The following is a 24,389-nucleotide window of genomic DNA, read 5'->3' as shown; positions in this document are numbered from 1 at the left end:
CCGGTCACCTCAGGGTGACGCCGTCACGGTCGCCGTGGGTGTCCTTCAACCGCCGGTGGCGTCGCCCGCGCCGCCGTCCGCGGTGTCCCCCTCGGTGGCGCCGGCGCCGCCCTCGGTGGCGCCGGCGTCCGTGCCGCCGTCACCGGTGCCCGCGTCGGTGCCGCCGTCGCCGGTGCCCGCGTCGGTGCCGCCGGCCGCCGGGTCCGTGGGCTGCGACTGCGAGGCCGGCGGGGCCGACGGCTGGCCGGTCGGGGCGGACGCGGTCGGCTGCGACGGGGTGTACGACGGCGTGTACGACGGCGGCCAGTGGCCGGAGCCGGTGCCCGTGCCCGACCCGCCGGTGCCCGTGGAGGGGTCGGCGGGCTCGTCGGCGGGGTCGTCGGACGGGGTCTGCTTGGGCGACTCGTGCTTCGTGGACTTGGAGTGCGTCGTCGTCGGCTTGGTGTCGGTGCCGTCGCCGCCCTCCCCGTTGCCGCCCGCGTTCTGCAGCGCCAGCGCCACGCCCGCCGCGACCGCGACGACCGCGAGGACGGCGAGGATCCACAGCTTGCCGCGGCCGCCGCCGTTGCCGCCGTGCCCCTCGAAGCCGCCGTCGTCGCCGCTGCCGTAGCCCTGGGGCAGGATCGGCTGCGGGATCTGCGTGGTGCCCGAGGCGTCCACCGGGTGCGGCATGACGGTGGTCCCGGCGAAGCCGCCCGCCGGGGTGTTCCGGCCCTCGTGCGCCTCCACCGGGCCGGTGTTCCAGGTGCCGGAGTGGCCGCCCTGGTCGTACAGCATCTGCAGGCCGTACTGGACCAGGCCGCGCATCTCCTCGGCGGTCTGGAAGCGGTCGTCGGGGTCCTTGGCGAGGGACCGCATGACCAGGCCGTCCAGCTCCGGCGGGCAGGTGCCGTCGGCGACCTGCGACGGCGGCACCGGCATGTCCTGGACGTGCTGGTAGACCACCGACAGCGGGGTCTCCCCGGTGAAGGGCGGCCGCAGCGCGAGGAGTTCGTACAGCAGGCAGCCGGTCGCGTACAGGTCGGAGCGGTGGTCGACGGCCTTGCCGAGCGCCTGCTCCGGGGAGAGGTACTGGGGGGTGCCCATGACCATGCCGGTCTGCGTCATCGTCGTGGACGCGCCGTGCAGGGCGCGGGCGATGCCGAAGTCCATCACCTTGACGGCGCCGCTGTCGGTGATGATCACGTTCGCGGGCTTGATGTCACGGTGCACGATGCCGTGCTGGTGCGAGTAGGCGAGCGCCTCCAGCACGCCGGAGACGATGATCAGGGCCTGCTCGGGGCCCGGCGCCTCGGCGTTCATCAGCAGGTCGCGGATGGTGCGGCCCTCGACCAGTTCCATGACGATGTACGGCACGGCCTGGCCGCCCACCGTGTCCTCGCCGGAGTCGTACACGGCGACGATCGCGTGGTGGTTGAGGCCGGCGACCGACTGGGCCTCACGGGTGAAGCGGGCCTTGGAGACCGGGTCCTCGGCCAGGTCCGCGCGAAGCAGCTTGACCGCGACGGTGCGGCCGAGCCGGACGTCCTCCGCCGCGAACACCTCGGCCATGCCGCCCCGGCCCAGCCGGTGTGTGAGCCGGTACCGGCCGTCGCCGACGAGCCCGCCGTTGCCCCACATCTCCGGCGCGTCTGACATGCCGCCGCCAGTCGCCTCGGGGTCGGACGGGCCCTGAGAGCGCTGCTGCTGTGCCATCAGTCCTCGCCGTCGTTTCTGCCCGCGGTGCGCGCGGTGTTGTTACGGTCTCCGTCGGCCACGCTACAGCCTCCGTGGGGGCCGCCGGTCCGGAACCGGAACGGGACCGGCCCGAGACGGACCGGCCATGAAACCTCTAGCACGCGCTGTCGTGCAAATCCCGCGCACCCGTCGCACGCCCCCGGTAACGCTTGCGCGACGCTTCCTGCGCGTACGGTCACGGAACGGGCACCGAGCTTGACGTGTCGGTGCCCTGGGGCAGACTTGGCCGGGAATGACACATGCGATCAAGGCCTGTTCGCCGGTCGACGGCGCCGGACGGCCGGTGGGGGACGCGGGAAGATGAGCCAGGACGGCGCACAGGGCCGGTACGCGGGGCAGGCCCTGGCCCAGGGCCGCTACCAGCTGCGCGGCTTGCTGGGCGAGGGCGGCATGGCCTCGGTCCACCTGGCCTACGACACCGTGCTGGACCGCCAGGTCGCCATCAAGACGCTGCACACCGAGCTCGGCCGGGAACCCGCCTTCCGGGAGCGCTTCCGCCGCGAGGCGCAGGCCGTGGCCAAGCTCACGCACACCAACATCGTCTCCGTCTTCGACACGGGCGAGGACACGCTGTCCGGCGACGGTTCCACGGGGACCGGTCCGCCGACGCCGTACATCGTCATGGAGTACGTCGAGGGCCGTCCGCTGGGCTCGGTCCTGGAGGAGGACATCCGGCAGCACGGGGCGATGCCCGCCGACGAGGCGCTGAGGATCACCGCCGACGTGCTCGCGGCGCTGGAGATCAGCCACGAGATGGGGCTGGTCCACCGCGACATCAAGCCCGGCAACGTCATGGTGACCAAGCGTGGCGTGATCAAGGTCATGGACTTCGGCATCGCCCGTGCCATGCAGTCCGGCGTCACCTCGATGACCCAGACCGGCATGGTCGTCGGCACCCCGCAGTACCTCTCGCCCGAGCAGGCCCTCGGCCGGGCCGTGGACGCCCGCTCCGACCTGTACTCGGTCGGCATCATGCTGTTCCAGCTGGTCACCGGCCGGCTGCCGTTCGACGCGGACTCGCCGCTGGCGATCGCCTACGCGCACGTCCAGGAGGAGCCGGTGGCGCCCTCCTCGGTCAACCGCGCGCTGCCGCCCGCGGTGGACGCGCTGGTCGCCCGCGCGCTGAGGAAGAACCCGAACGAGCGCTTCCCGACCGCCGAGGCCATGCGCGCCGAGTGCCTGCGCGTCGCCGCGTCCGTGCAGGCGGCGCCGCCGAGCATCGTGCCGGGCGCCGGGCCCGCGCAGAGCGGCGCGGGCGTGGGCTCCGCGGTGTTCCCGCCGGTCGACCGGACGGCCCCGGCGCCGCCCGGGCCGGTGCAGACGCCGTACCAGCCGGCCCCGGGCCCCTACGGCCACCCGGCGCCCGCCCCGGCCTACGGCTACCCGCAGCAGGGCGGCTACCCGACGCCCCCCGCCGGGTACGGCCCGCAGGGCGCCGCCACCCCGCCGCCGTACACGGTCGCGCATCCCTCCGGCCCGGGCGGCGGCAGGAGCGGCCGGCCGGTGCTGGTCGGCTCGGTCGCGGTGGCGGCCCTCGTGGCCGTCGGGCTGATCGTCGCGCTGACCGTGAAGAAGACCGACGACGACCGGGCCGCGGGCGGCGGCGCGAGCGCCTCCGCGTCCGCCTCTCCGCACCGGGCGGGCTACCGGGGGCCGGACGCCTCGCGGAAGATCGAGAAGACCGAGTGCACCGAGCCGCAGGAGTCGTACACCGACCCGGGCAAGGTGGAGATGCCCGACTTCCGGTACAAGGACATCGGCTCCGTGAAGCAGTGCCTGCAGGCGGCGGGCTGGAAGTCGGACACCGACTTCGAGGACGAGAACACCTGGGGCGACGGGACCGTGCTGAAGCAGTTCCCCGAGCAGGGCACCGATGTCGACCCGGACGACGTCGGCACCGTCCAGCTGAGCGTGTCGACGGGCAACCCGGCGCAGTGAGCCGGCGCGGGACGCGGTGAGGGCCCGGCGGCCGTCCGCCGGGCCCTCACCGCGTCGCGGCCGGGCCGGGGGTGCGGCTCCCTACAGGTAGGGGCCGCCCGAGCGGCCGCCGGCGCGGTGCTCGTCGCCGCCGTCCGGGCCGGCCATGCCCGGCGGGAGCGCCCGGCGCATCTGCTCCAACTGGGCCCGCGCGGCCATCTGCTGGGCGAACAGCGTCGTCTGGATCCCGTGGAAGAGACCCTCCAGCCAGCCCACCAGCTGCGCCTGCGCGATGCGCAGTTCCGCGTCGCTCGGGGTCGCCTCGTCGGTGAACGGCAGGGACAGCCGCTCCAGTTCCTCGACCAGCTCCGGGGCCAGGCCGTCCTCCAGCTCCTTCACCGAGCTGGCGTGGATCTCCTTCAGCCGCACCCGGCTGGCCTCGTCCAGGGGGGCCGCGCGCACCTCCTCCAGCAGCTGCTTGATCATGCTGCCGATCCGCATGACCTTCGCAGGCTGCTCCACCTGCTCCGTCACCGGAGTCTCGCGGGACTCGTCGTCCCCGTTGCCGCCGCCGAGCGCCATCCCGTCCTGGCCCACGACGAGGATCTGGGGATTCTGTTCGTTCCTCGGCATCTCCATGCCGCCATTCTCTCGCACGCCACCACTTCACCACCGTGGCGGCCCCTCGTGGGGCCGAACCGGCGTCTAGACCTGTCGGCGCAATCCGGAATGCCCTGAAGAGGGACGGATGTGAGGCTGGTGGGCGTCGGTTTTCCATAGGTCACTGCACCTGGGCTCCGGGAGGTCACCGACGTGACTCCATGCCTGCCGCTCACGCTCCGCTGCGTCCGGCTGCTGCTCCTCCTCGCGGCGGCGCTGCCGGCGTGCGGCCCCGCGCTCGCGCACGCCGCCGAGCCGGGCTCCGTCGGCCCGTCCGCTGCGGGGCACCGGGACCAGGGCCGGCTGATCACGCCGCGGCACACGGCGGCGGACCCCGGCCGCCCGGACCAGGACGAGGAGGACAAGGAGGACGGGGAGGACGAGGAGGACACCGGCCCGGACGGTCCGGCGGGCGGGGGGCCGGACGAGGGGCGCCCCGGTCCCGAGGGGTCCCCCGGCGGCCCCGCGCAGGGCCGCCCCCACCGGGACCCGACCGCCGGTCCGTCGGCCCGCCCGTCCGCCGGTCCGTCCGCCGGTCCGTCGGCCGGTCCGTCCGCCGTCGCCGTCCCGATGCCGTCCGACTCCGCCTCGGCGTCCGTCCGCCCCTCCGTCCGCGCCGCCGAGCGACGCGCGGGCGGCCGGGACCGCGCCGCCGAACCCTCCCGCGCCGCCGCCCGGAACCGGCCCGCCGAACCCTCCCGTGCGGGCAGCCGGGCCGGTGAGGGCCGGATGCGGCCGGGCCGCCCGGACGGGCCCGCGGCTCAGGTGGAGGGCGAGCACGACCCCGCGCCCGGCACGGCCGCCGCGCAGCCGGAGGAGCCGGAGGAGCCGGAGACGGCCGACGTGCCGGACGGGACGCCGATCGCCTCACCGCCACAGCAGGAGGCCGGCCTCGACCCCACCGGGCCGCCGCCGGAGCCCGCCCGGCAGGCGGTCCGGCAGGGCGAGGCCGCCACCGAGCCGGTCATGCAGGTCCTGCCGCTGGGCACCGGGCTGGTCCTCGTCGGCCTCGGTCTGGGCCTGGCACTGCTGGGCCTGCGGCTGCGCAGGAGCTGAGCGCGGGCGGCGCCGCCCGGGCCGGGCCGGCGGCCCGGCCGCGCCGCGTCAACCCGTCACCCGGAGCGGAGCCGAGACCGTCACCTGGTCCAGGTCCGAGACGCGGACCGTCGCCCTCATCGTCCAGACGCCGGGGAGCGGGAGGGTGAAGGAGTCGGCGGACCAGTAGCCGCCGCGGTCGGCGATCCGCGTGTCCAGGGGGCCGACGTGCCGGCTGGGGAGGGTCAGGGTCACCCGGAGTTCGGGCACGGTGGACAGCCCGCCGTCGGGGCCGTAGATCACCGCCTGGACGGAGTTGGCGCCGACGCGGCCGGGGTCCAGGGTGATCTGGACCTTGCCGCGGCCGCCCGGTGCGCCGGTGTCGAAGGGGATGGTGGTGACGGAGGCCGTGGGGATGCCCGTCGCCGCCGGGGGGGCCGCCGGGGACGACTCCGCGGCCGCGCGGCCGGGCACGGTGCCGGTCAGCAGGGTGGTCAGGGCCAGGACCAGCATGCCGGCCGCCGCCTCCGCCAGGACCGAGCGGCGCAGCAGGGGGAGCGGGGTGACGGCGGGAGCGGCCGGGGCGGGTTCCGCGGGCGGCGGGGGACCGGCAGCCGGCTGGGGGACGCGGGAGCGGGCGGCGGGCGCGGCGTGCAGGCGGCGGGTCCAGGTGCGGGAGCAGGCCGCCGCCAGGAGGAGCGCGGCGACCGCCGCCAGCTTGGCCAGGAGGGTACGGCCGTACGTCGTGCCGGTCAGGGCCTGCCAGGAGCCGAGGCCCCGCCAGGACTGGTAGACGCCGGTCAGGACCAGCACCGTCACCGAGGCGGCGGCCAGGCGGGAGAAGCGGGCCGGCACCGAGGCCGGCAGGCCGGCCGGCGCCTGCCGCAGGGTCCACAGCAGCGCGGCCAGGCCGCCCAGCCAGGCCGCCGTGGCCAGCAGGTGCAGGGTGGTGGAGACGATCGCCGCCGGGACCTGGATGCCCGCCGAGGCGTGGTCGGACGCCGCCCAGGTCAGGGACAGGGCGACGGAGAGGACGACGGCTGCCGCGAGGGCGGCGGGGCGCGGGAGCGCGGTGCGCCGCCTGCTCAGGACGGCCGCGGCGGCCGCGGCCAGGAGCAGCAGCGCCAGACGGGCCAGGAGGAGGCGGCCGGGGCGGGTCGTCGCCGTGTGGGCGAGGGAGGAGAGGGAGAAGGCGGTCGTGGGGGCGGCGGCCTCCTCGTAGGGCGCCCGCAGCAGGTACAGGGCGGCGGTGGAGACCGCGAGCGCGGCGGCGGCGGCCAGGGCCGGGGTGCGCAGGTGGGCGGTGACCGGCGGACGGCACCAGACCGTGAACGCGGCGGTGCCCAGCAGCAGGGCGAAGGAGAGGTAGGCGAGGTAGCGGGCGATCGTGTGGAGGGCCGTGGTGGCCCGGTTCTCCGTGCCGCCCGGGAGCGGGGCCGCCGGCGCCGCTGAACGCTTGCCGACCGAGAAGGTGAAGGCGCCGGACACCGGGTGGCTGTCGGCCGACACCACCCGCCAGGCCACCGTGTACGTACCGGGGGCGAGCCGGGCGGGCAGGGCGACGCGGGCCGTCCCGGAGCGGCCCGGGGCGTGGCCGGCGGGGCCGGTGCGGACGCGGTGGTTGTCCGGGTCGTAGATGCGGAAGGAGTCCGTGAGCAGGCCGACCGACTCGGTGAAGGTCAGGGTCACCTGGCGCGGGGCCGTGCGCAGAACCGTTCCGTCGGCCGGGTCCGTCCCGCGCAGGACGGCGTGCGCCGACGCGGGGGCCGCCGTGCCGATCAGCAGGCCGAGCAGCAGCACCGGGAGCAGCAGCAGCCCACCCGTGGCGGGCCGCGGCCCCCGCCCCCGCCGCCGGTGTCCCTCGCGCAGCACCCTCGCCTCCCTCCCCTGGCGCCCGTACCTGCGTACGCGCGCCTCCGTAAGGTACGGGGAGAACGTCCGGCGCGCTCACCCGCCGGGCGGGGCCGGTACCGCGGGCGGTCCAGGACCGGCAGCGCGTACGTCCGGCCGGGCGGGGCCGCCGGCCGCGGGACGCACCGCACGGCACGCGCACACCGCCGCACGGCACGCGCCCACCCCCGCACGGCACGCGCCCACCCCCGCACGGCACGTCCTCTCCCGTTCGGCGGGCGGCTGGTGCGTCCGGCGGAGCAGCGCGGGCTCGGCGCCCTCGCGGGGCGAGGGCCCCGCCACCCGGCCACCCGGCCGGACCACGCTCGGTGGCCCGGCCGGTCCGGCCGGTCACAGGATGGGGCATGAGCGACGTACCGAGCGGTGGGCCGGAGCGGGACCGGGCGTTCGACGACCGGCGCGTCCACGAGGCGGTGTCGCCGGGCGGTCGTCCCACGGGGCCGTCCGGGGGCCCGCACCCGGCCCGGTCCCCCGGCGCCCACCCCGCGGCCGCGCACCCCGGCGCCCACGAGCCGGAACCCGCGTTCGAGGGCCCCCTGCACGCGCTGTCCCGGGCCGCCTGGCAGGTCGTGCTGGTCACCGGGATCGCCTCGCTGGCCCTCGGCGTCCTGGTGCTGGTGTGGCCCGGCGCCTCCCTGCTCGCGGCGGCCGTCCTGTTCGGCGTGTACCTGGTGGTCAGCGGCGTGTTCCAGCTGGTGGCCGCGTTCGGCACGCACCGGGCCACCTCGCTGCGCGTGCTGGCGTTCGTCAGCGGCGCCCTGTCGATCCTGCTGGGGCTGTTCTGTTTCCGCGGGCCCATGCGGTCGCTGCTGCTGCTCGCCCTGTGGATCGGCATCGGCTGGCTGATCCGCGGGATCACGCAGACCCTGGCCGCGCTGCACGACTCCCGGATGCCCGCCCGGGGCTGGCAGATCCTCCTCGGCGCCGTCACGTTCGTCGCCGGGATCGTGCTCATCGACTCGCCGTTCGAGTCGGTCGCGGTGCTGACCCTCGTCGGCGGTCTGTGGCTGGTCGCGGTGGGCGCGGTGGAGATCGTCACCGCGTTCCGCATCCGGGGACGGGCACGCCAGGTTCCGCAGACGCTGTGAGCTCCGCCGGGCACGCCGTGCGCGGGTACGCCGAGCGGGCGGATCCCACGCCCGGCGTGCTGCCCCGCCCGCCCGCCGGGGGCACACGGGTGCCGTGAACAGGAGCGGCAACGCGTCCCGCAGCCCGACCCCGCTCCGGCTGCTCGTGCCGCTGCTCGCCCTGTGGCTGCCCGGCGCCTCTGTGCAGGCCCCGGCGGCGCCGCTCGCCGTGACCGCCGGCGCCGCCGGGCACGCCGAGCACGACGTCCCCGACACGGTCCTCCGGCCGCCAGCCCGAACCGTCCACCGGACCGTCCACCGGGCCGACGCGCCCGAGCGCCCGGCGCCCCTGCCCGCCCCGCCACCCGCCCGGCCGGCGGCCCGCCCCCGCCCCGCCGCGCCGCGGGCGCCGTACGCCCCGCCCCCGCTGCGCACGGTGGTCCTGCGCCGCCGACGGACCCGCGAGCACACAGCCATGTCCACGGACCGCTGCGCCGTCCTGCGCGCCCTGCTGCGCGCGGTGGCCCGGCGCGGCACGGCGTCCCGGCCCGACCAGCGGGCGCCGCAGCCGCGGCCGCAGCGGCCGCCCGAGGAGCGGGACCGCTGATCCGGGACCGGCGGAGGCCCGGCCGCCCGGGCCGGCCGGTGCCGGACCGGTCGCCCCGGACGCCCGCCGGGATCACCGGCGCGCCCCGCGCGGGAAGCGGCGGGGCGCGCAGGGGACGCGGACCGACGCGCCCGGGCGGCGCCGCCCGTCCCGCCGGAACGCGCCGAGGCCGAGGGCGGGCCGGCGAGCGGATGACCGGAGGCGGTCTCCCCGGCCTCCGCGGGCGGTGCGGCGGAGCCGCCGAGCCCGGCGAAGCCGTCACTCGTCCGCGTCCCCGGTTCCCGTAGTGACCCGTTCGCCGGAATTGATCCGTCTTTTCAAGCGCCGCACTCGGCCTCCATGGCTGCGCCCGGAACGTCTAGACCGGTAGGCTTTCCGTGTGATCTTCAAGCGCATCGGAAACGGCCGGCCGTACCCCGACCACGGCCGGGAAAGCACCCGGCAGTGGGCGGACGTCGCGCCGCGCCCGGTCCGCCTCGATCAGCTCGTCACCACCAAGCAGCAGCTCGATCTGGAGACCCTGCTGGCGGAGGACTCGACGTTCTACGGCGACCTCTTCGCGCACGTCGTGAAGTGGCAGGGCGACCTGTACCTGGAGGACGGGCTGCACCGCGCGGTCCGCGCCGCCCTCCAGCAGCGCCAGGTGCTGCACGCGCGCGTGCTCGAACTCGACTGAACCGGCGCGACACGGCCATTGGCCCTTTCGGGTTCGCTGGGCGGCATCGGCTGATCATCTGATAGGCATCGCCGCTCAGGGGCACTACGCTGCGTTCATGAGCATGCTGACTCCCCCCGGCATGGGCGGCCAGTACCGCATCACGGGGGACAAATACCCTCGGATGCGTCCGTCGCGTCGGCGCGGCAGGCTCGTGGCCGTCGTGGTGGCGTCCGTCGCCGCGCTCGGCCTGATCGGCTGGGGCACCCTGCAGCTCATCGACGTCTTCACCGGCGGCGGGAAGCCCGCGGCGGCCGGTCGCGCGCACTGCCGGACCAAGGCCGGGGCCGCCCCGGCGGCACAGGTGAAGGCCCTGCCGGAGCCCGGACGGATCACCGTGAACGTCTACAACGCCACCAAGCGCACCGGGCTCGCCAAGAACACCGCGGACGAGCTGCGCAGACGCGGCTTCCGGATCGGCGACGTGGGCAACGCGCCGGCGCAGTTCGACAAGAAGGTCAAGGGCCCGGGGCTGCTCCTCGGCTCCGCCGCCGCGCAGGGCACCTCGCTGCGCGTGCTCGGCACCCAGCTCGGCGGTGCGGAGCTGCGTGCCGACGGCCGCAAGGGGGCCGAGCTCGACCTCGTCATCGGGGACAGGTTCACCTCACTGGCCGCGCCGGCCACCGCGCGGCAGGCGCTGACGGCCCTGACCGCTCCCCGGCCGACGCCCGCCCCGAAGAAGGGCTGCTGACCGGCGCCCCTGCCGGAGGGCCCGCGCCCCGTGAAGGGCGCGGGGAGCGGCGCGGCACGCTGACACGCCCGGCGTCGCGGACGGACCGCGCCCCGGGCGGGCGCGGGGAGCTACTCGGCGGCCCCGTACAGGCGGTCCCCCGCGTCGCCGAGCCCCGGCACGATGTACCCGAGCTCGTTGAGGTGGTCGTCCACCGCCGCCGTGACGACGGTCACCGGCGTGCCCGCCAGCTCCCGCTCCATGACCTCGACGCCTTCGGGGGCCGCGAGCAGCACCACGGCCGTCACATCGTCCGCGCCGCGCTTGATCAGCTCCTGGATCGCCGCGACCAGGGTGCCGCCCGTGGCGAGCATCGGGTCCAGCACGTACACCTGGCGGCCCGAGAGGTCCTCCGGCATGCGCGAGGCGTACGTGGACGCCTGCAGGGTCTCCTCGTTGCGGATCATGCCCAGGAAGCCCACCTCGGCGGTCGGCAGCAGCCGGACCATGCCGTCCAGCATGCCGAGGCCGGCGCGCAGGATCGGCACCACCAGCGGGCGCGGCCGGGCGAGCTTGACGCCGGTGGTCGGTGCGACCGGCGTCTGGATGCCGACGGTCTCGGTGCGCACGTCCCGCGTGGCCTCGTAGGCGAGCAGGGTGACCAGTTCGTCGGCGAGTCGCCGGAAGGTCGCGGAGTCGGTGCGCTGGTCGCGCAGCGTGGTGAGCTTGTGGGCGACCAGGGGGTGGTCGACGACGTGGAGACGCATGCCCCTAACGGTACCTGCGCCGCAGACCCCCCTCGCGCTGGCGTCAAACCCGCCGTCCGGGGGAAAGTGGAAGGGACGGACTGGGGTGGTGTGACGTGTCTGACCTGCCTGACGAGCCCGCGGACGCCTCCGGGGCCGCCGCCGACGCGGCCGGGTCCCGGCCGGAGTCCGCGCGGTCCGGTCCCGGCGCGCCCGAGACCGACGCCGAGCGCCGGCGGCGACGCGCCCAGTTCCTGCGCGAACTCGCCGAGGCCCGGGCACTGCGCGCACGGGTCCAGCCACGGCGCGCCAAGGTCGCCCGATTGCGCCACGCGATGCGCATGCGGACCTTCCGCTGGTAGGCCGGCGGGAGCCCCTTCACTCGCGGACGGACCCCGCCCGCACCGGTGTTGGGGAGGCGGGCGTGCGGGAACACCGGCGGAAGCCGCGTACGATCCGCAGGTGGCGGCAACGAGCGCGCGGACGAGCCGATCACGGATCCGCGATCGAAACAGCCGGACACAGGGAGCGGAAGACGTCCCCTGAACGCCTTGTTTCTGCCACGATTCCGAGTGGGTGGGCTCGGAGCCCAGCTCTCCTCCGCCCACGTACCTCCGCCGGGGGGACCCCCAACCGGCACGCCTATGACCAGTGGGAGAGTCACGGTGTACTTCGCCGCACTGCTCGCGCGCACCGAAGACGGGTGGGAAGCGAGCGACACGGAGCTCGACGATGTGGAGACCCTGTCGGATCTGGCCGACCTGGCCCGGGAAGCCTCTCCCGACGAGGACACGGTGCTGGTCCTGATCGAGCAGGAGGACGCCTGGTTCGGCGTGGTCCGCGTGGACGGCGAGGACGACCCTCGCATCTACGTCTCCGACGCCGCCGCCGCCCGGCGCAGCGCGTACGGGGAGCTGCTGCTCACCGACGAGCTGCTCGGCCGGGAGCCCGGCGCGGACGACGGCCCGGACCTGGACTCCCTGGACCTCGACGGCACGGAGGACGGTGAGTCCGAGGACGAGGAGGAGGAGACCGGCGCCGCCGCCGGCGCCGGCGCGGTGCCGCACAGCCCGGTGGGCGACAGCGCGATCCTGGACGACCTGGGCATCAGCGAGAAGGAGCTGCGCGCCCTGGACGCCGACGACGCGCTGAACACGATCGCCGAGGCCCTGGGCGCCTCGGAGGTGCTGGAGACCGTCCGCTGACCGGGGCACAGGACGCCCGGCGCGTGCCGGACCCGGTGCGCGACCGCTGGCGGGACGCGATGCGGCTCGCCCTGGACGAGGCCGGACGGGCCGCCCGGGGCGGGGACGTCCCCGTCGGCGCCGTCGTGCTGTCCCCGGACGGTGAGACGGTGCTCGGCGCGGGGCACAACGAGCGCGAGGCCACCGGTGACCCCACGGCCCACGCGGAGGTCCTCGCGGTCCGGCGGGCCGCCGCGCGGCTCGGGCAGTGGCGGCTGACGGGCTGCACGCTCGTCGTCACCCTGGAGCCGTGCACGATGTGCGCGGGCGCGCTCGTCCAGTCCCGGGTGGACCGGGTGGTCTACGGCGCCCGGGACGACAAGGCGGGCGCCGCCGGCTCCCTGTGGGACGTGCTGCGCGACCGGCGGCTCAACCACCGTCCCGAGGTCGTCGAAGGCGTGCTCGCGGCGGAGTGCGCCCGGCTCCTCACCGCGTTCTTCCGGGACCGCTGACCGCTGCCGCTCACCGATTTAGAACCACGCCCCACTGTGCTGTAAGGTCTCCCTCGGTAGCGTGTCCGAGCGGCCGAAGGAGCTCGCCTCGAAAGCGAGTGTGGCGCAAGTCACCGAGGGTTCAAATCCCTCCGCTACCGCAGGTAGACGAAGGGCCCAGTCCACTGGACTGGGCCCTTCGTCCGTCACCCGTCTCACTTCCCGTCTCAGTTGGCCGGACAGCGATCAAGAACTCGCCTCCCAGACGCGTTACCAACAAGAGCGCGAGGAGCACTCACTTCGTCCCTTTATGCGGCGATCGCATAGCTTTGCTCCATAGGGCGGTTTGCCCCGATCCGTTCCGCCGCGAATTGCCCCTCTATGCGAACTTTACACCCGGACAATTGTGGCGTGCGCCACAAAAAACATGATCGTCTTTGAAATTCCGCGAGCAATCATGCAACGTAATTCCATCGCCCTCCGGGGCCTAGCCCAACTTCCTTCAAAGGAGTGTTGGGCTTTCTTGCTGTCTGAGGCCCAACGAGCCCTGAGAAGGGGTGAGGGCCGCGCAAACCCGCGAGGCCCTGGCAAGAGGGGCCTGCCCGCCGGATCTTGGCGGGTCGAAGCGGACAGGCCCCCGGAGCCCACAGGGGGGCCTATGTTGACGGTACACATCGAAGGTGTACGGATCGCGATCATGGCAGTTGGCTGTCTGATTGGTTACTCCGCCTTCAAACACTCCACGAGCGCGCACCCGGGCGTTCCTGCAACGCGTGGAGACGTCGTCGGGGCGATCACTGTGGCGTGTGCTGTGATCACCGTGTTGATGCTTCTCTTTGGAGAGATCGGCAAGGACGATCAGGCGGCCAGGGCGCCAGAGGTGAAGCCCGCGACCGTCACCACCACATGTCCACCGTCGTCTCCCACGTCCAACGACATTCGTCACTGATCTATGCGAAGGCGCCCCGCCCCGAAAGGGGCGAGGCGCCCGCCGGGGATGCTCAGCCGCCAGTGCCTGGCATGTGCTTATCCGACTGCCAAATGAGCCCATCAACCTGCTGCGCGATGTTGTTACGAACGGTGTCCACCATGTGCTGATACCTGGCGGCCATCGCCGTGGACGACCAGCCCATGAGCCCCATCACCGCCCTCTCGGAGACCCCGAGGATCAGCAGGACAGTGGCAGCGGTGTGCCGGGCGTCGTGCAGACGGCCGTCCCGGACCTTCGCATGGTCAAGCAACTCCTTCCAGTCGTCGTAATCCGTCCGGGGGGACGTGCCCCGACCGGTCAGCGTCGTAAATAGCCATCCCTCGTCGGACCAGTCGTCGCCGGCCGCCGCTCGTTCGGCTTCCTGCTTGACCCGGTGGACCTTGAGCAGGTCGACAAGCTGGGCGGGCAGCCCGACCGCGCGACGTCCCGCGCGGGACTTCGTGTCGGCCGTCTCAGGATTCGTCCGCTGCCGCTGCGGGCAATACCCGGCTTTCTTCCCGCACGTCTCCCCGCATCCGTGGGCGTAGCGCGGCCGGCGGCGACTCCGCCGGACCATCAGGACTCCCCGGTCCAGGTCCACATCCGACCACTTGAGGCCAAGGGCCTCGCCCTGCCTGAGGCCGAGGGCGAGCGCGACCGCCCATCGTGCGGAGTTCCGCCGATCGTCGGCCGCTCGCAATAGCCGTTGCACCTCTTCGACGGTGTAGGGCTCGATCTCCTCTTCGCTGACGCGGGGCGCCTTGGCCAGTTGGACGGGATTCCGGGCGAGGTGGCCACGCCGTACCGCCTCGTTCAGCGCCGTACGGAAGGTGCGGTGAATCTGGTGGATCGTGCCCGCCTTGCGGCCGTCGGCGATCATGCGCCCGTAGAAGCTCTCGATGTACTCCGGCTTCAGCTTGTCCAACCGATGAGCGCCGAGGGCGGGGATCAAGTGCTTCCGCACGGCAACGCCGTACCCGACCATCGTGTTCTCGTTCACCGCGAGCGGGGCGATGTTGACCCAGTGTGTGAGCCACGTCTTGACGGTCCGCGGGCGACCCGCCTTCCTGATGGCCTTCGCGTCGCGCTGTCGCTCCAGCTCACGGACCGCGGCCGTCACCTCAGCGCGGGTCTTGCGCTCGACGTGGCGGCGGTCCGGCTTGCCATCGTCACGGATGCCTACGGTTACGCGGCCGTGCCACTTACCGTCGCTGCCCTGGTAGATGGAGCTGCGGCCGTTGGGCTGTCGGGTGCGCTTCTTGTCTTCCGCCACGGGCGGACTCGTCGCGTAGGGGCGGTTGGAAACGACCGGAGCGCCCCCCCTAATGGGGCGGCGCTCCGGGAAGGTGAGTCAGGCTGCCGGCCGCTCAGCGCGGCGGCGGGCGAGGTAGGCGGCCGGGGCGTCGGCAGGGACGCGACGGAGTCCGCCGACCATCAGGGACTCCAGCTCACCGCTGCGGATGAGGGCGAAGCAGGTAGTGCGACCGACACGGAGGCAACGGGCAGCCTCTTCGACGGTCAGGAGAACGGGGGCCAGGTTCCTGGCCTCAGCCGGTCGGGTGAGTTCCACGCTGGCGATGCTCACGCGAGATCTCCTCGGGACGGGGTGGCCTGTGCTGTCCGAAGCCCGGATTTCTGCGTCATCGCGTCACCTGCGTCAAACAGGCGCCTGACCTGCGGATTCCGGTGACGCAGCGGCTCGGGCCCTGCGTCACCGATGACACGGGCGCTCGTCACGGGGTGACGCTGATGACGCGGCATGACGCAGGATTCGCCGTCTGCGTCACTGCTGTCGCCGCAGGTGAGCGGCCGTCTGTGAGGCCCGTGGTGACGCAGTGACGCAGATCTTCCCTACTTAGGAAACAGAAAGGGGTGGTGTCTGTAGGTCTTTACGTCCGCTCAGGGCTTGAAGAACGAGCCGCTTCGCGGCGCGACCGGAGGTGGCGCCTTGACGGTCGTGGACGACACGCTCGTGAGCGTGCTCGAAAAGCATCTGGCGGTACTGCTTACGGCTCGCAGGGCTGGCACAATCACGCCCGAAGCCGAAGCGGAGGTGGCTGCCATCTCCCGAACCATGAGGGGATCGATGCCCCCACATCCGCCGTTCTGCGTCCTTATGGCCGGGCTGCCCGGCTCTGGCAAGACAACTCTTTCTCGCGCGCTCACCGCCCGTGGGTTCATACGACTGTGCCCGGACGAGGAGATGTTCCGTCGGCACGGCGTGTATGGCGTGGATTTCCCCCGGGGCGTCTTCCCCACGTCCTCGAAGACGTGGCAGCCGACCTGCGCGAACAACTCAAGGCTGGGCACGACGTCGCCGTTGATCACGGTTCTGGACCCCGGAGGACCGGGCGAAATGGCGAGCGATCGCCACGGACGCCGGCGCGACCCCTGTGCTCGTCTACCTGGCGGCCAGCCACGACGAATTGTGGGCGCGGATCAGCAAGCGCAACGAATTCCACGCGAACGACCCCAACTCGATCTATTTCTCCGAGAGCGACCTACAGCGATACCGCACGCGATTCGTCCCCCCGGGACAGACGAGCCGCACCTGTTGTACGACGGTGACCCGGCGGCTGTGATCGCGGCCTTGGAAGCCTCCCACCCCGACGATTAGAGGGCAGACGCGCAGGTCAGCCGGACGGTGCTCCGTCTCAGTTTCCGTCTCATAGCCCCGTTCGCGGCCGTCCGCAGCGGTTCACCCAGCGGGCGAGCAGACGGGAACGGACCAGGTTGAACGGCTCTGAATGCCCCTCTGACCAGCACGAACAGACCTCGAAAGCGAGTGTGGCGCAAGTCACCGAGGGTTCAAATCCCTCCGCTACCGCTTCGCAGAAGGCCCCGCCGACCGGCGGGGCCTTTCGCGTGCCCGCGTCCGCGCGGTCCCGGCGGGCCGTCGACCGGGGGAAACGGGCCGGAGGTTACACTCGCGGCCGGCAGCAGGGGGCCCTCGGGGCACTGGCACAGGGGAGGCCGCGGTGGCGGTGAACGCCAAGAAGATCGCCGTGTACGCGCTCGTGGTCTTCGCGCTGTACGTGATCATCACGGACCCGGCCAAGGCGGCCGACTACGTCCAGATAGGCTTCGAGGGCATATCGGACGCGGCCCGGGCCATCGGCGACTTCATGACCTGGCTCGCCAACGGAGGAAAGAGCTGAGGCACGCCCCATGATCCGGCACCTGGTCCTGTTCAAGCTCAACGAGGGCGTCGAGCGCGGCGATCCGCGGGTCGTGGCGGGCGTGGAGGCGTTCCGGGCGCTCGGCGACCAGATCGAGGAGCTGCGGTTCTGGGAGTGCGCCTGGAACATCAGCGACCGGCCGATCGCCTACGACTTCGCGATCAACTCGGCCGTCGAGGACGCCGCCGCCCTGCAGCGCTACCTGGAGCACCCGGCCCACCAGGCCGGTGTGGCGCTGTGGCGCGAGTTCGCCACCTGGGTGATCGCCGACTACGAGGTCTGACCCCCGCGCGCCGCGCCCCGCGGCCGCCACGAGCCCTCCGCCGTTCGGGCGGGGGGCTCTCCGTGTGTCAGGGACCCCAACTTGTCGGCGGGAGGCCACAACACGGGGTTATGCGGTGCTTGCACACAGTGCACATGTCTTGTGATGCTATGACCGCTTTTGACGGATGATTGACCGATGAAGAGGTGGCGTTGACCGTGTCGGCCAGTTCTGCGCCGCCCCAGGAAGAGGCGCCCGCCCCGGCCCCGCCGGCCCCCGAGAAGCGCCGCGGCGCGGACACCAGGGCCCTGACGCAGGTGCTGTTCGCCGAGCTGAAGCAGCTCACGCCGGGCACGGCGGAGCACAGCCGGGTACGCGGGGCGCTGATCGAGGCCAACCTCCCGCTCGTGCGGTACGCCGCCGCCCGCTTCCGCTCCCGCAACGAGCCGATGGAGGACGTCGTCCAGGTCGGCACCATCGGTCTGATCAACGCCATCGACCGCTTCGACCCGGACCGGGGCGTGCAGTTCCCGACCTTCGCCATGCCCACCGTGGTCGGGGAGATCAAGCGGTACTTCCGGGACAACGTCCGCACCGTCCACGTCCCGCGCCGGCTGCACGAGCTGTGGGTGCAGGTCAACAGCGCCACCGAGGACCTGACCACGCTCCACGGCCGCTCGCCGACCACCGCGGAGATCGCCGACCGGCTCCGCATCAGCGAGGAGGAGGTGCTGAGCTGCATCGAGGCCGGCCGCTCCTACCACGCCACCTCGCTGGAGGCCGCGCAGGAGGGCGACGGGCTGCCCGGCCTGCTGGACCGGATCGGCTACGAGGACCCGGCCCTGGCCGGCGTGGAGCACCGGGACCTGGTGCGCCACCTCCTCGTCCAGCTTCCCGAACGGGAACAGCGCATCCTCCTCCTGCGCTACTACAGCAATCTCACCCAGTCGCAGATCAGCGCGGAACTGGGCGTCTCGCAGATGCACGTGTCCCGGCTGCTCGCCCGCAGCTTCCAGCGGCTGCGGTCCGCCAACCGGATCGAGGCGTGAGCGGCGTCGGACCGAAGCACGGCGGCCCTCCGGCCGATGCATGACGGGCGCACGGAAGCACCGGCCCGAACGGCACTGCATCGCAAACCTGAACGAGTAATCACCGCCGCGAGCGAATCGCTCACCAGGGCCGTTGCCGGCGGTTCGGCCCCGACGGGCCGTCAGACCCCCTGCTTGCAGGAGCGATTCGCTCCTCACGTGTCGACATGTCAGTACAGCGCGTTGCCGACATGTGACATTCTGCGGGAAGAGCGTTTGCCGAAGCTTCGGCTCCGGTATTCAGGTGAAGGCTGCGTTGTCTCGAAGGCGACGCCGCCGCGACCGTCCCGCGACCCAAAGGGGGTGGCATGTCCGCAGACCAGGGCAGCTCGAAGGTGCTGACGCCCACGAAGAGCGTGGCAGCGCCCAAGGAGCTCGACGCTCTCGACGTCCTCGACGGCTTCGAGGGCGTCACCGCCCTCGAAGCCGTGCCGTCCCCGGCCGCCGAGCCGGCCGCCGAAGCTGTCCCGGCCTCGCAGGCCACGGCGAACATCGACACCCGCACCCTGTCCCGCTCGCTGTTCCTGCGCCTGGCCGCGCTGGACGAGAACAGCCCCGAGCGGGCCTACGTCCGGGACACCCTCATCGAGCTGAACCTGCCGCTGGTGCGGTACGCGGCGGCGCGCTTCCGCTCCCGCAACGAGCCGATGGAGGACATCGTCCAGGTCGGCACCATCGGCCTGATCAAGGCGATCGACCGGTTCGACTGCGAACGCGGCGTGGAGTTCCCCACGTTCGCGATGCCGACCGTCGTGGGGGAGATCAAGCGCTTCTTCCGCGACACCTCCTGGTCCGTGCGTGTACCGCGCCGGCTGCAGGAGCTGCGTCTGGCCCTCACCAAGGCCAGCGACGAGCTGTCCCAGAGACTGGACCGCTCCCCCACGGTGACCGAGCTGGCCACCGTGCTGGGCGTCTCCGAGGAGGACGTCGTCGACGGCCTCGCGGTCGGCAACGCCTACACCGCCTCCTCGCTCGACTCCCCGGCCCCCGAGGACGACGGCGGCGAGGGCTCGCTCGCCGACCGGCTCGGCTACGAGGACACGGCGCTGGAGGGGGTGGAGTACCGGGAGTCGCTCAAGCCCCTGCTGGCGAAACTCCCGCCCCGCGAGCGGCGGATCATCATGCTGCGCTTCTTCGCCAACATGACGCAGTCGCAGATCGGCGAGGAGGTCGGCATCTCCCAGATGCACGTCTCCCGGCTGCTGACCCGGACGCTGACGCAGCTCAGGGAAGGACTGATCTCGGACTGAGACCGGCCTCGCCGGGCGAGCGGCCTCCGCACCGGAGGTCGCCCTTCCGGGCGTCCGGCCCACTGTGCGTCCGGCTCACCTCGACGGTACGTCGGAGAAGTTCACCCCGACGGGTGGGCGGGACAGGAGACGCCGTCGGGGACGGGCGTACGACAGGGAAGGCCGCCGAGGCGCCGTCACGGCGGCGTCGGCGCCCTCGTCTTCGGGCGCGGCGGCGCCGACGCGGCGCGGGAGGACGGCCGTTCCGGCGGCCGGCGCCCGGGCGGCGCGGCCGCACGCGGGTGTGCCGGGGTGCGGCGCCGTCCACCGCCCGCAGACGCGCGGGCCCGCGGCCGACGCCGCGCTGGTGCGTGCCGGGCCCCGCGACCCGGCAGAACGCCGAGGACGGGCCTAGTTGAGCGCCAGCAGGGCGACTCCCGCCACCACGGCGAGCACCACGACGATGCCCACGATCAGACCCATGCGGAGGCCCGAGGAGGTTGCCTGCTGCTGCGGGCCCTGCGGAGCCTCGTCGACGAACGCGCGGAACATCTGGGTGCTGCCTGCGGGGTCGTAATTGCCCTGGGGGCCCTGGGTGTTAGCCATGCCCCGAGACCTTAGCGAAGACGTCCCGCGCGGCCCAAGCCAGGGCCCGCAAGCCGGCCGGTGCGACGGCCCGGGCGGTGCCCGGGCGGCGCCTCCGCCGCGACCTGCGTGTTCACGGTCGCAATGACTTGCCTTTGCCAACTTTTTGCGCCGCCCCCACCGCATTTGTTTGCCTGCAGCAACCAAGCAGACTTATGGTTGCTTCAAGCAACGAATACGGGAGGTGTGATGGCCGGGCAGGCGCAGTTCGAGGAGCTGGCGCGTCAGCTCAGTGCCGTCGGAGCCGTGAAACGGGACATGGGCCGGATCCTGCCGCCCGACTGCCCGGCCGGCTCGGCCGCCGTGCTGACCCTGCTCGGGCGCCACGGCGACATGCGCATGAGCAAGCTCGCCGAGCTGCTCGCCGTGGACATGTCGGTGACGAGCCGGCATGTCGCGCACGTCGCCGCACGCGGCTGGATCGAGCGGCGCCCCGACCCCGCGGACCGGCGCTCACGCATCCTGCGCCTGACGCCCGAGGGCCTGGCGCGGCTGGACGAGCTGTCCCGGCGGACCACGCACCTGCTCGCCGAACGGCTGGCCGACTGGACCGACGACGAGGTCGGCCAGCTGATCCGGCTGATGACGCGGCTGCGGGCGTCCTTCGGCGACTGCCGGTCCGCCCCGGTCCGGCACCCCTCGGCGGCCGCACCCGTATGCGAAGAGACCACCCGTACACCCGCAAGCACGTAAGAGAAGGAAGCCCATGGCAACGACCACACCAGCCGGTGTGCGGGCTCACGCCAAGCACGGGGGAGGCACCGGCCACGCCCCGATGACGCACCGGCAGATCATGGAGGCCCTGTCCGGGCTGCTGCTCGGCATGTTCGTGGCGATCCTGTCGTCCACGATCGTCTCGAACGCCCTGCCGGAGATCATCGCGGACCTCGGCGGCGGACAGTCCGCCTACACCTGGGTGGTCACCGCCGCCCTGCTGTCGATGACCGCGGCCACACCCCTGTGGGGCAAGCTCGCCGACCTGTACAGCAAGAAGGCGCTCGTCCAGATAGCGCTGATCATCTACGTGGTCGCCTCGATGGCGGCCGGCCTGTCGCAGAACCCGGGCATGCTCATCGCCTTCCGGGTGTTCCAGGGCATCGGCGTCGGCGGTCTGTCCGCCCTGGCGCAGATCGTCATGGCGGCGATGATCTCCCCGCGCGAGCGCGGCCGCTACTCCGGTTACCTGGGCGCCACCTTCGCCGTCGCCACCGTCGGCGGCCCGCTGCTCGGCGGTGTCATCACCGACACCGACTGGCTGGGCTGGCGCTGGTGCTTCTACGTCGGCGTGCCCTTCGCGGTGATCGCGCTGATCGTGCTGCAGAAGACCCTGCACCTGCCCGTGGTCAAGCGGGAGGTCAAGGTCGACTGGGGCGGCGCGACCCTGATCTCCGCCGCCGTCTCCCTGCTGCTGGTCTGGGTCACCTTCGCCGGTGACAAGTACGACTGGCTGTCCTGGCAGACGTACACGATGGTCGGCGGTTCGATCGTCCTCGGCGCGCTGTTCGTGCTGGTCGAGACCAGGGCGAGCGAGCCGATCATCCCGCTGCGCCTGTTCCGCAACCGCACCATCACGCTGGCGTCGCTGGCCTCGCTGTTCGTCGGTGTCGCGATGTTCTCCGGCACCGTGTTCTTCAGCCAGTTCTTCCAGCTCGCCCGCGACAAGTCCCCGACCATGTCGGGCGTGATGACCATCCCGATGATCGGCGGCCTGTTCGTCTCCTCGACCGTCTCGGGACAGCTCATCACCCGCACCGGCCGCTGGAAGGCGTGGCTGGTCAGCGGTGGCGTCCTGGTGACGGCCGGGCTGGCGCTGCTGGGCGGCATCCGGTACGACACCGCGTACTGGAAGATGGCCGTCTTCATGGGCCTGCTGGGTCTCGGCATCGGCATGATGATGCAGAACCTGGTGCTCGCCACGCAGAACCAGGTGGCCCCCTCCGACCTCGGCTCGGCCAGCTCCACGGTCACCTTCTTCCGCTCCCTCGGCGGTGCGATCGGCGTCTCCGCGCTCGGCGCCGTGATGGCCCGCCGGATCACGCACTACGTCCACGACGGCGTGGCCGACCTGAGCCCCCGGTACCGGGCCGCCCTGGCCGGCGGCTCCGGATCCACCGACAGCATCCCGGACATGGACAAGCTGCCGGCCCCCATCCGGACGCTGCTGGAGAGCGCCTACGGCCACGGCATCGCCGACGTCTTCCTCATCGCGGGCGGTCTCGCCGCCGTCGCCTTCCTGATCACCCTGTTCATCAAGGAGGTCCCGCTCCAGACGAAGGGCGCGCTCGCCCAGGCCGCCGAGAGCCAGGCCGCCGCAAGCCAGGCTCCGGTGACCGACCCGGCCGCCGCGCCCGCCGTCGCCGAGGCGCAGGCCCCGGCCGCCGGACCGGTCCCCGCCGCGGCCGCCGAGAGCGCCGAGGGCGCCGGAGGGGCGTCCGACGGCACGGCCGCCGACAGCGCCGGCGGCATCCCGGTGCGCGGCTTCGTCCGCGGCGCCGAGAACGCCCCGGTCCCGCAGGCCGCGGTCACGCTCATCTCGCTGTCCGGCCGCCAGCTCGGCCGCTCGGTCGCCCAGGCCGACGGCTCCTACGCGCTGGACGCCCCGGGCGCCGGCAGCTACGTCCTGATCGCCTCCGCCGACGGCTACCAGCCGCAGGCCTCCACCGTCGTGGTGGGCGGCGAACCGCTGTCGTACGACATCCTGCTGAGCGGCACCAGCGGGCTGACCGGCGTGGTCCGGGCCGCCGGCAGCGCCCTGCCGGTCGAGGGCGCGATGGTGATCGTCACCGATGTGCGCGGCGACCTGCTGGCCACCGCCGCCACCGGGGAGCAGGGCGACTTCGCCCTCACCGACCTGGTGCCCGGCACGGTGACCGTCGCCGTCAACGCGAGCGGGTTCCGGCCGCGCGCCCTGCCGGTCGAGGTCGGCGCCACCGGCGTCACCCGGATCGAGGTCGACCTGGACCCCGGCGCACACCTGAAGGGTGTCGTCCGGTCCCCGCACGGCCCGCTGGCCGACGCCCGGGTGACCCTGGTCGACCAGGCGGGCAACGTGGTCGGCACCGCCACCACCGGCGCGGACGGCGCGTACGCCTTCGCCGACCTGGACAGCGGCGAGTACACCGTCATCGCGACGGGCTACCCGCCGGTGGCCACCGCGCTGACCGTGTCTGCAACCGGCGTCGACGGCCACGACATCGCACTCGCCCACCCCGGCGAGTAGTCATCACCCGGCCCGCGGCGGGCGCCCCGAGCGAGGGCGCCCACCGCGGGCCGGTCTCGTACGAGCAGCTTTCGCACATGTTCAGGGAGAGAACGGCATGGGACTGACCGCGAAGATCCGTACGCGGGACGGGTGGGCCGTGTCGCACGCGGTCGTCACGGTGACGGACACGGCCGGGTCGCAGGTGCTGCGCGCCGAGGCGGACGCCGAGGGCGCCGTGCGGGACGCCACCGAGCTGGCGCCGGGGGCGTACACGGTGATCGTGACCGCCGTCGGGTACGCGCCCGCCGCGTCCAGCGCGATCGTCACCGCGAGCGGCCGGGCCGAGGTCGGCACGGTCACGCTGGCCCGGCAGGGCGGCGCCGAGCTGCCCCCGCCCGGCCCCTGGACCATCGACCCGGCGCACTCCTCCGTCGCCGCGGTCGCCCAGCACCTGGGGATCTCCAGCGTGCGCGGCCGGTTCACCGAGTTCGGCGGCAGGATCGAGATCGCCCCCGACGACGTCACCGGGTCGCGTGTGGAGGCGGTCGTCCGGGCCGCGTCCATCGACACCGGCAACGGCATGCGCGACACGCACCTGAAGTCCGCGGACTTCCTCGACGTCGCACGGCACCCGGAGATCACCTACCGCTCCACCGGGCTGACCGCCGCCGGCGCCGACCGCTGGACGGTCCACGGCGAGCTGTCCCTGCACGGAGTGGTGCGGCCGGTCGACCTCGACCTGGCCTACCTCGGCACCGGCGCCGACCCGTGGGGCGGCACCCGCGCCGCCTTCCGCGCCACCGCCGAACTGCGGCGCGAGGACTTCGCGATGAACTACAACCAGGTCCTCCAGGCGGGCATCGCCGCCATCGGCACCACGCTGAAGGTGGAACTGGACATCCAGGCCGTGCAGGGGGACTCGCTGCCCCAGGCGTAGGCACGGCAGGGCCGGCCGCGGGGGCGAGATCCGCAACGCCGGGCGCGACCCGCGGGTCCGCCCGGTCGTCCTCAGCGACGGCTCGGATGACGCCGCAGCGGTGGGGCCGGCGGCCACCGGCGGCTTCCCGGCCCGGC

The 24,389-nt window shown here is 73.3% G+C and carries 24 protein-coding genes and 1 tRNA gene; 18 read left to right on the top strand and 7 right to left on the bottom strand.

The window, feature by feature from the left end; translation table 11 throughout:
* Positions 1 to 45: 45 nt before the first annotated feature.
* The gene (locus tag ABZ261_RS03515; protein WP_356854887.1) at positions 46 to 1,695 is read right to left on the bottom strand and encodes a protein kinase; all 1,650 of its coding nucleotides are present in this window, start codon (positions 1,693 to 1,695) and stop codon (positions 46 to 48) included.
* A gap of 342 nt (positions 1,696 to 2,037) precedes the next feature.
* On the opposite strand from ABZ261_RS03515, the gene ABZ261_RS03510 reads away from it, so the two are divergent.
* Positions 2,038 to 3,675: a protein kinase gene (locus tag ABZ261_RS03510; protein WP_356854886.1), complete on the top strand. Its 1,638-nt coding sequence runs from the start codon at positions 2,038 to 2,040 to the stop codon at positions 3,673 to 3,675.
* Between the two features lie 81 nt (positions 3,676 to 3,756).
* Here ABZ261_RS03510 and ABZ261_RS03505 read toward each other — a convergent pair whose 3' ends face one another.
* The gene (locus ABZ261_RS03505) at positions 3,757 to 4,293 is read right to left on the bottom strand and encodes a bacterial proteasome activator family protein (RefSeq protein ID WP_356854885.1); all 537 of its coding nucleotides are present in this window, start codon (positions 4,291 to 4,293) and stop codon (positions 3,757 to 3,759) included.
* A 174-nt stretch (positions 4,294 to 4,467) separates the two neighbouring features.
* On the opposite strand from ABZ261_RS03505, the gene ABZ261_RS03500 reads away from it, so the two are divergent.
* The gene (locus ABZ261_RS03500; RefSeq protein WP_356854884.1) at positions 4,468 to 5,370 is read left to right on the top strand and encodes a hypothetical protein; all 903 of its coding nucleotides are present in this window, start codon (positions 4,468 to 4,470) and stop codon (positions 5,368 to 5,370) included.
* Positions 5,371 to 5,418: 48 nt separating this feature from the next.
* On the opposite strand, the gene ABZ261_RS03495 is transcribed toward ABZ261_RS03500, so the two are convergent.
* Positions 5,419 to 7,164, bottom strand: a complete 1,746-nt coding sequence (locus ABZ261_RS03495; protein ID WP_356854959.1) for a copper resistance protein CopC — start codon at positions 7,162 to 7,164, stop codon at positions 5,419 to 5,421.
* A gap of 440 nt (positions 7,165 to 7,604) precedes the next feature.
* Here ABZ261_RS03495 and ABZ261_RS03490 point away from each other — a divergent pair, with 440 nt between their 5' ends.
* From ABZ261_RS03490 to ABZ261_RS03475, 4 genes are all read left to right on the top strand, one after another.
* Positions 7,605 to 8,348: an HdeD family acid-resistance protein gene (locus tag ABZ261_RS03490; protein WP_356854883.1), complete on the top strand. Its 744-nt coding sequence runs from the start codon at positions 7,605 to 7,607 to the stop codon at positions 8,346 to 8,348.
* A 94-nt stretch (positions 8,349 to 8,442) separates the two neighbouring features.
* A complete protein-coding gene (locus ABZ261_RS03485; RefSeq protein WP_356854882.1) occupies positions 8,443 to 8,934 on the top strand; it encodes a hypothetical protein in 492 nt (163 codons plus the stop codon).
* 379 nt (positions 8,935 to 9,313) lie between these two features.
* Positions 9,314 to 9,610 (top strand): type II toxin-antitoxin system VapB family antitoxin, encoded by a 297-nt coding sequence (locus ABZ261_RS03480; RefSeq protein WP_004943146.1) that lies wholly within the window; start codon positions 9,314 to 9,316, stop codon positions 9,608 to 9,610.
* 97 nt (positions 9,611 to 9,707) lie between these two features.
* Positions 9,708 to 10,340: a LytR C-terminal domain-containing protein gene (locus tag ABZ261_RS03475; RefSeq protein WP_356854881.1), complete on the top strand. Its 633-nt coding sequence runs from the start codon at positions 9,708 to 9,710 to the stop codon at positions 10,338 to 10,340.
* A gap of 110 nt (positions 10,341 to 10,450) precedes the next feature.
* Here the strand turns inward: ABZ261_RS03475 and upp are convergent, their stop codons facing one another.
* The gene (gene upp, locus ABZ261_RS03470) at positions 10,451 to 11,086 is read right to left on the bottom strand and encodes a uracil phosphoribosyltransferase (protein WP_356854880.1); all 636 of its coding nucleotides are present in this window, start codon (positions 11,084 to 11,086) and stop codon (positions 10,451 to 10,453) included.
* 95 nt (positions 11,087 to 11,181) lie between these two features.
* Here upp and ABZ261_RS03465 point away from each other — a divergent pair, with 95 nt between their 5' ends.
* The 4 genes from ABZ261_RS03465 to ABZ261_RS03450 all read left to right on the top strand — a co-directional run bounded on the left by ABZ261_RS03465 (position 11,182) and on the right by ABZ261_RS03450 (position 12,901).
* Positions 11,182 to 11,427, top strand: coding sequence for a hypothetical protein (locus ABZ261_RS03465; RefSeq protein ID WP_356854879.1), 246 nt, complete (start codon positions 11,182 to 11,184; stop codon positions 11,425 to 11,427).
* 303 nt (positions 11,428 to 11,730) lie between these two features.
* On the top strand, positions 11,731 to 12,270 hold the full coding sequence (locus ABZ261_RS03460; protein ID WP_356854958.1) for a hypothetical protein: 540 nt from the start codon (positions 11,731 to 11,733) through the stop codon (positions 12,268 to 12,270).
* A 59-nt stretch (positions 12,271 to 12,329) separates the two neighbouring features.
* Entirely contained in the window at positions 12,330 to 12,761 is a 432-nt protein-coding gene (tadA, locus tag ABZ261_RS03455) for a tRNA adenosine(34) deaminase TadA (RefSeq protein ID WP_356854957.1), read from the top strand.
* A gap of 55 nt (positions 12,762 to 12,816) precedes the next feature.
* A tRNA-Ser gene (locus tag ABZ261_RS03450) sits at positions 12,817 to 12,901 on the top strand.
* 840 nt (positions 12,902 to 13,741) lie between these two features.
* Here ABZ261_RS03450 and ABZ261_RS03445 read toward each other — a convergent pair.
* Positions 13,742 to 14,983: a site-specific integrase gene (locus tag ABZ261_RS03445; RefSeq protein ID WP_356854878.1), complete on the bottom strand. Its 1,242-nt coding sequence runs from the start codon at positions 14,981 to 14,983 to the stop codon at positions 13,742 to 13,744.
* A gap of 78 nt (positions 14,984 to 15,061) precedes the next feature.
* Complete coding sequence (locus tag ABZ261_RS03440; RefSeq protein WP_356854877.1) at positions 15,062 to 15,295, bottom strand: excisionase family DNA-binding protein; 234 nt, start codon at positions 15,293 to 15,295, stop codon at positions 15,062 to 15,064.
* 781 nt (positions 15,296 to 16,076) lie between these two features.
* Here ABZ261_RS03440 and ABZ261_RS03435 point away from each other — a divergent pair.
* The 5 genes from ABZ261_RS03435 to ABZ261_RS03415 all read left to right on the top strand — a co-directional run bounded on the left by ABZ261_RS03435 (position 16,077) and on the right by ABZ261_RS03415 (position 19,489).
* Positions 16,077 to 16,292, top strand: a complete 216-nt coding sequence (locus ABZ261_RS03435; RefSeq protein WP_356854956.1) for a hypothetical protein — start codon at positions 16,077 to 16,079, stop codon at positions 16,290 to 16,292.
* A 396-nt stretch (positions 16,293 to 16,688) separates the two neighbouring features.
* The gene (locus tag ABZ261_RS03430; protein ID WP_356854876.1) at positions 16,689 to 16,868 is read left to right on the top strand and encodes a hypothetical protein; all 180 of its coding nucleotides are present in this window, start codon (positions 16,689 to 16,691) and stop codon (positions 16,866 to 16,868) included.
* Positions 16,869 to 16,878: 10 nt separating this feature from the next.
* Positions 16,879 to 17,172 carry a Dabb family protein gene (locus ABZ261_RS03425; RefSeq protein WP_356854875.1) on the top strand — a complete coding sequence of 98 codons (294 nt, stop codon included), beginning with the start codon at positions 16,879 to 16,881 and terminating at the stop codon, positions 17,170 to 17,172.
* 191 nt (positions 17,173 to 17,363) lie between these two features.
* Positions 17,364 to 18,200, top strand: a complete 837-nt coding sequence (locus tag ABZ261_RS03420; RefSeq protein ID WP_356854955.1) for an RNA polymerase sigma factor SigF — start codon at positions 17,364 to 17,366, stop codon at positions 18,198 to 18,200.
* A gap of 347 nt (positions 18,201 to 18,547) precedes the next feature.
* Complete coding sequence (locus ABZ261_RS03415) at positions 18,548 to 19,489, top strand: RNA polymerase sigma factor SigF (RefSeq protein ID WP_356854874.1); 942 nt, start codon at positions 18,548 to 18,550, stop codon at positions 19,487 to 19,489.
* Positions 19,490 to 19,879: 390 nt separating this feature from the next.
* Here ABZ261_RS03415 and ABZ261_RS03410 read toward each other — a convergent pair whose 3' ends face one another.
* On the bottom strand, positions 19,880 to 20,074 hold the full coding sequence (locus tag ABZ261_RS03410) for a hypothetical protein (protein WP_356854873.1): 195 nt from the start codon (positions 20,072 to 20,074) through the stop codon (positions 19,880 to 19,882).
* 228 nt (positions 20,075 to 20,302) lie between these two features.
* Here ABZ261_RS03410 and ABZ261_RS03405 point away from each other — a divergent pair, with 228 nt between their 5' ends.
* The 3 genes from ABZ261_RS03405 (at position 20,303) to ABZ261_RS03395 (ending at position 24,252) form a co-directional block, all read left to right on the top strand.
* Positions 20,303 to 20,806, top strand: a complete 504-nt coding sequence (locus ABZ261_RS03405) for a MarR family transcriptional regulator (protein ID WP_356854872.1) — start codon at positions 20,303 to 20,305, stop codon at positions 20,804 to 20,806.
* A gap of 13 nt (positions 20,807 to 20,819) precedes the next feature.
* Positions 20,820 to 23,333 carry an MFS transporter gene (locus tag ABZ261_RS03400; protein WP_356854871.1) on the top strand — a complete coding sequence of 838 codons (2,514 nt, stop codon included), beginning with the start codon at positions 20,820 to 20,822 and terminating at the stop codon, positions 23,331 to 23,333.
* A 97-nt stretch (positions 23,334 to 23,430) separates the two neighbouring features.
* Positions 23,431 to 24,252 carry a YceI family protein gene (locus tag ABZ261_RS03395; protein WP_356854870.1) on the top strand — a complete coding sequence of 274 codons (822 nt, stop codon included), beginning with the start codon at positions 23,431 to 23,433 and terminating at the stop codon, positions 24,250 to 24,252.
* Positions 24,253 to 24,389: the final 137 nt, after the last annotated feature.

This window comes from Streptomyces sp. NPDC006193, from assembly GCF_040613915.1.
In the GTDB taxonomy this organism is placed as follows: domain Bacteria; phylum Actinomycetota; class Actinomycetes; order Streptomycetales; family Streptomycetaceae; genus Streptomyces.
This window is presented reverse-complemented; position numbering and strand designations above follow the sequence as displayed.

Coding starts and splice junctions, on each gene's coding strand:
- ABZ261_RS03515 (WP_356854887.1), bottom strand. CDS start 1,695: ATGGCACAGCAGCAGCGCTCTCAGGGCCCGTCCGACCCCGAGGCGACT.
- ABZ261_RS03510 (WP_356854886.1), top strand. CDS start 2,038: ATGAGCCAGGACGGCGCACAGGGCCGGTACGCGGGGCAGGCCCTGGCC.
- ABZ261_RS03505 (WP_356854885.1), bottom strand. CDS start 4,293: ATGGAGATGCCGAGGAACGAACAGAATCCCCAGATCCTCGTCGTGGGC.
- ABZ261_RS03490 (WP_356854883.1), top strand. CDS start 7,605: ATGAGCGACGTACCGAGCGGTGGGCCGGAGCGGGACCGGGCGTTCGAC.
- ABZ261_RS03475 (WP_356854881.1), top strand. CDS start 9,708: ATGAGCATGCTGACTCCCCCCGGCATGGGCGGCCAGTACCGCATCACG.
- upp (WP_356854880.1), bottom strand. CDS start 11,086: ATGCGTCTCCACGTCGTCGACCACCCCCTGGTCGCCCACAAGCTCACC.
- tadA (WP_356854957.1), top strand. CDS start 12,330: ATGCGGCTCGCCCTGGACGAGGCCGGACGGGCCGCCCGGGGCGGGGAC.
- ABZ261_RS03425 (WP_356854875.1), top strand. CDS start 16,879: ATGATCCGGCACCTGGTCCTGTTCAAGCTCAACGAGGGCGTCGAGCGC.
- ABZ261_RS03415 (WP_356854874.1), top strand. CDS start 18,548: ATGTCCGCAGACCAGGGCAGCTCGAAGGTGCTGACGCCCACGAAGAGC.
- ABZ261_RS03410 (WP_356854873.1), bottom strand. CDS start 20,074: ATGGCTAACACCCAGGGCCCCCAGGGCAATTACGACCCCGCAGGCAGC.
- ABZ261_RS03405 (WP_356854872.1), top strand. CDS start 20,303: ATGGCCGGGCAGGCGCAGTTCGAGGAGCTGGCGCGTCAGCTCAGTGCC.
- ABZ261_RS03400 (WP_356854871.1), top strand. CDS start 20,820: ATGGCAACGACCACACCAGCCGGTGTGCGGGCTCACGCCAAGCACGGG.
- ABZ261_RS03395 (WP_356854870.1), top strand. CDS start 23,431: ATGGGACTGACCGCGAAGATCCGTACGCGGGACGGGTGGGCCGTGTCG.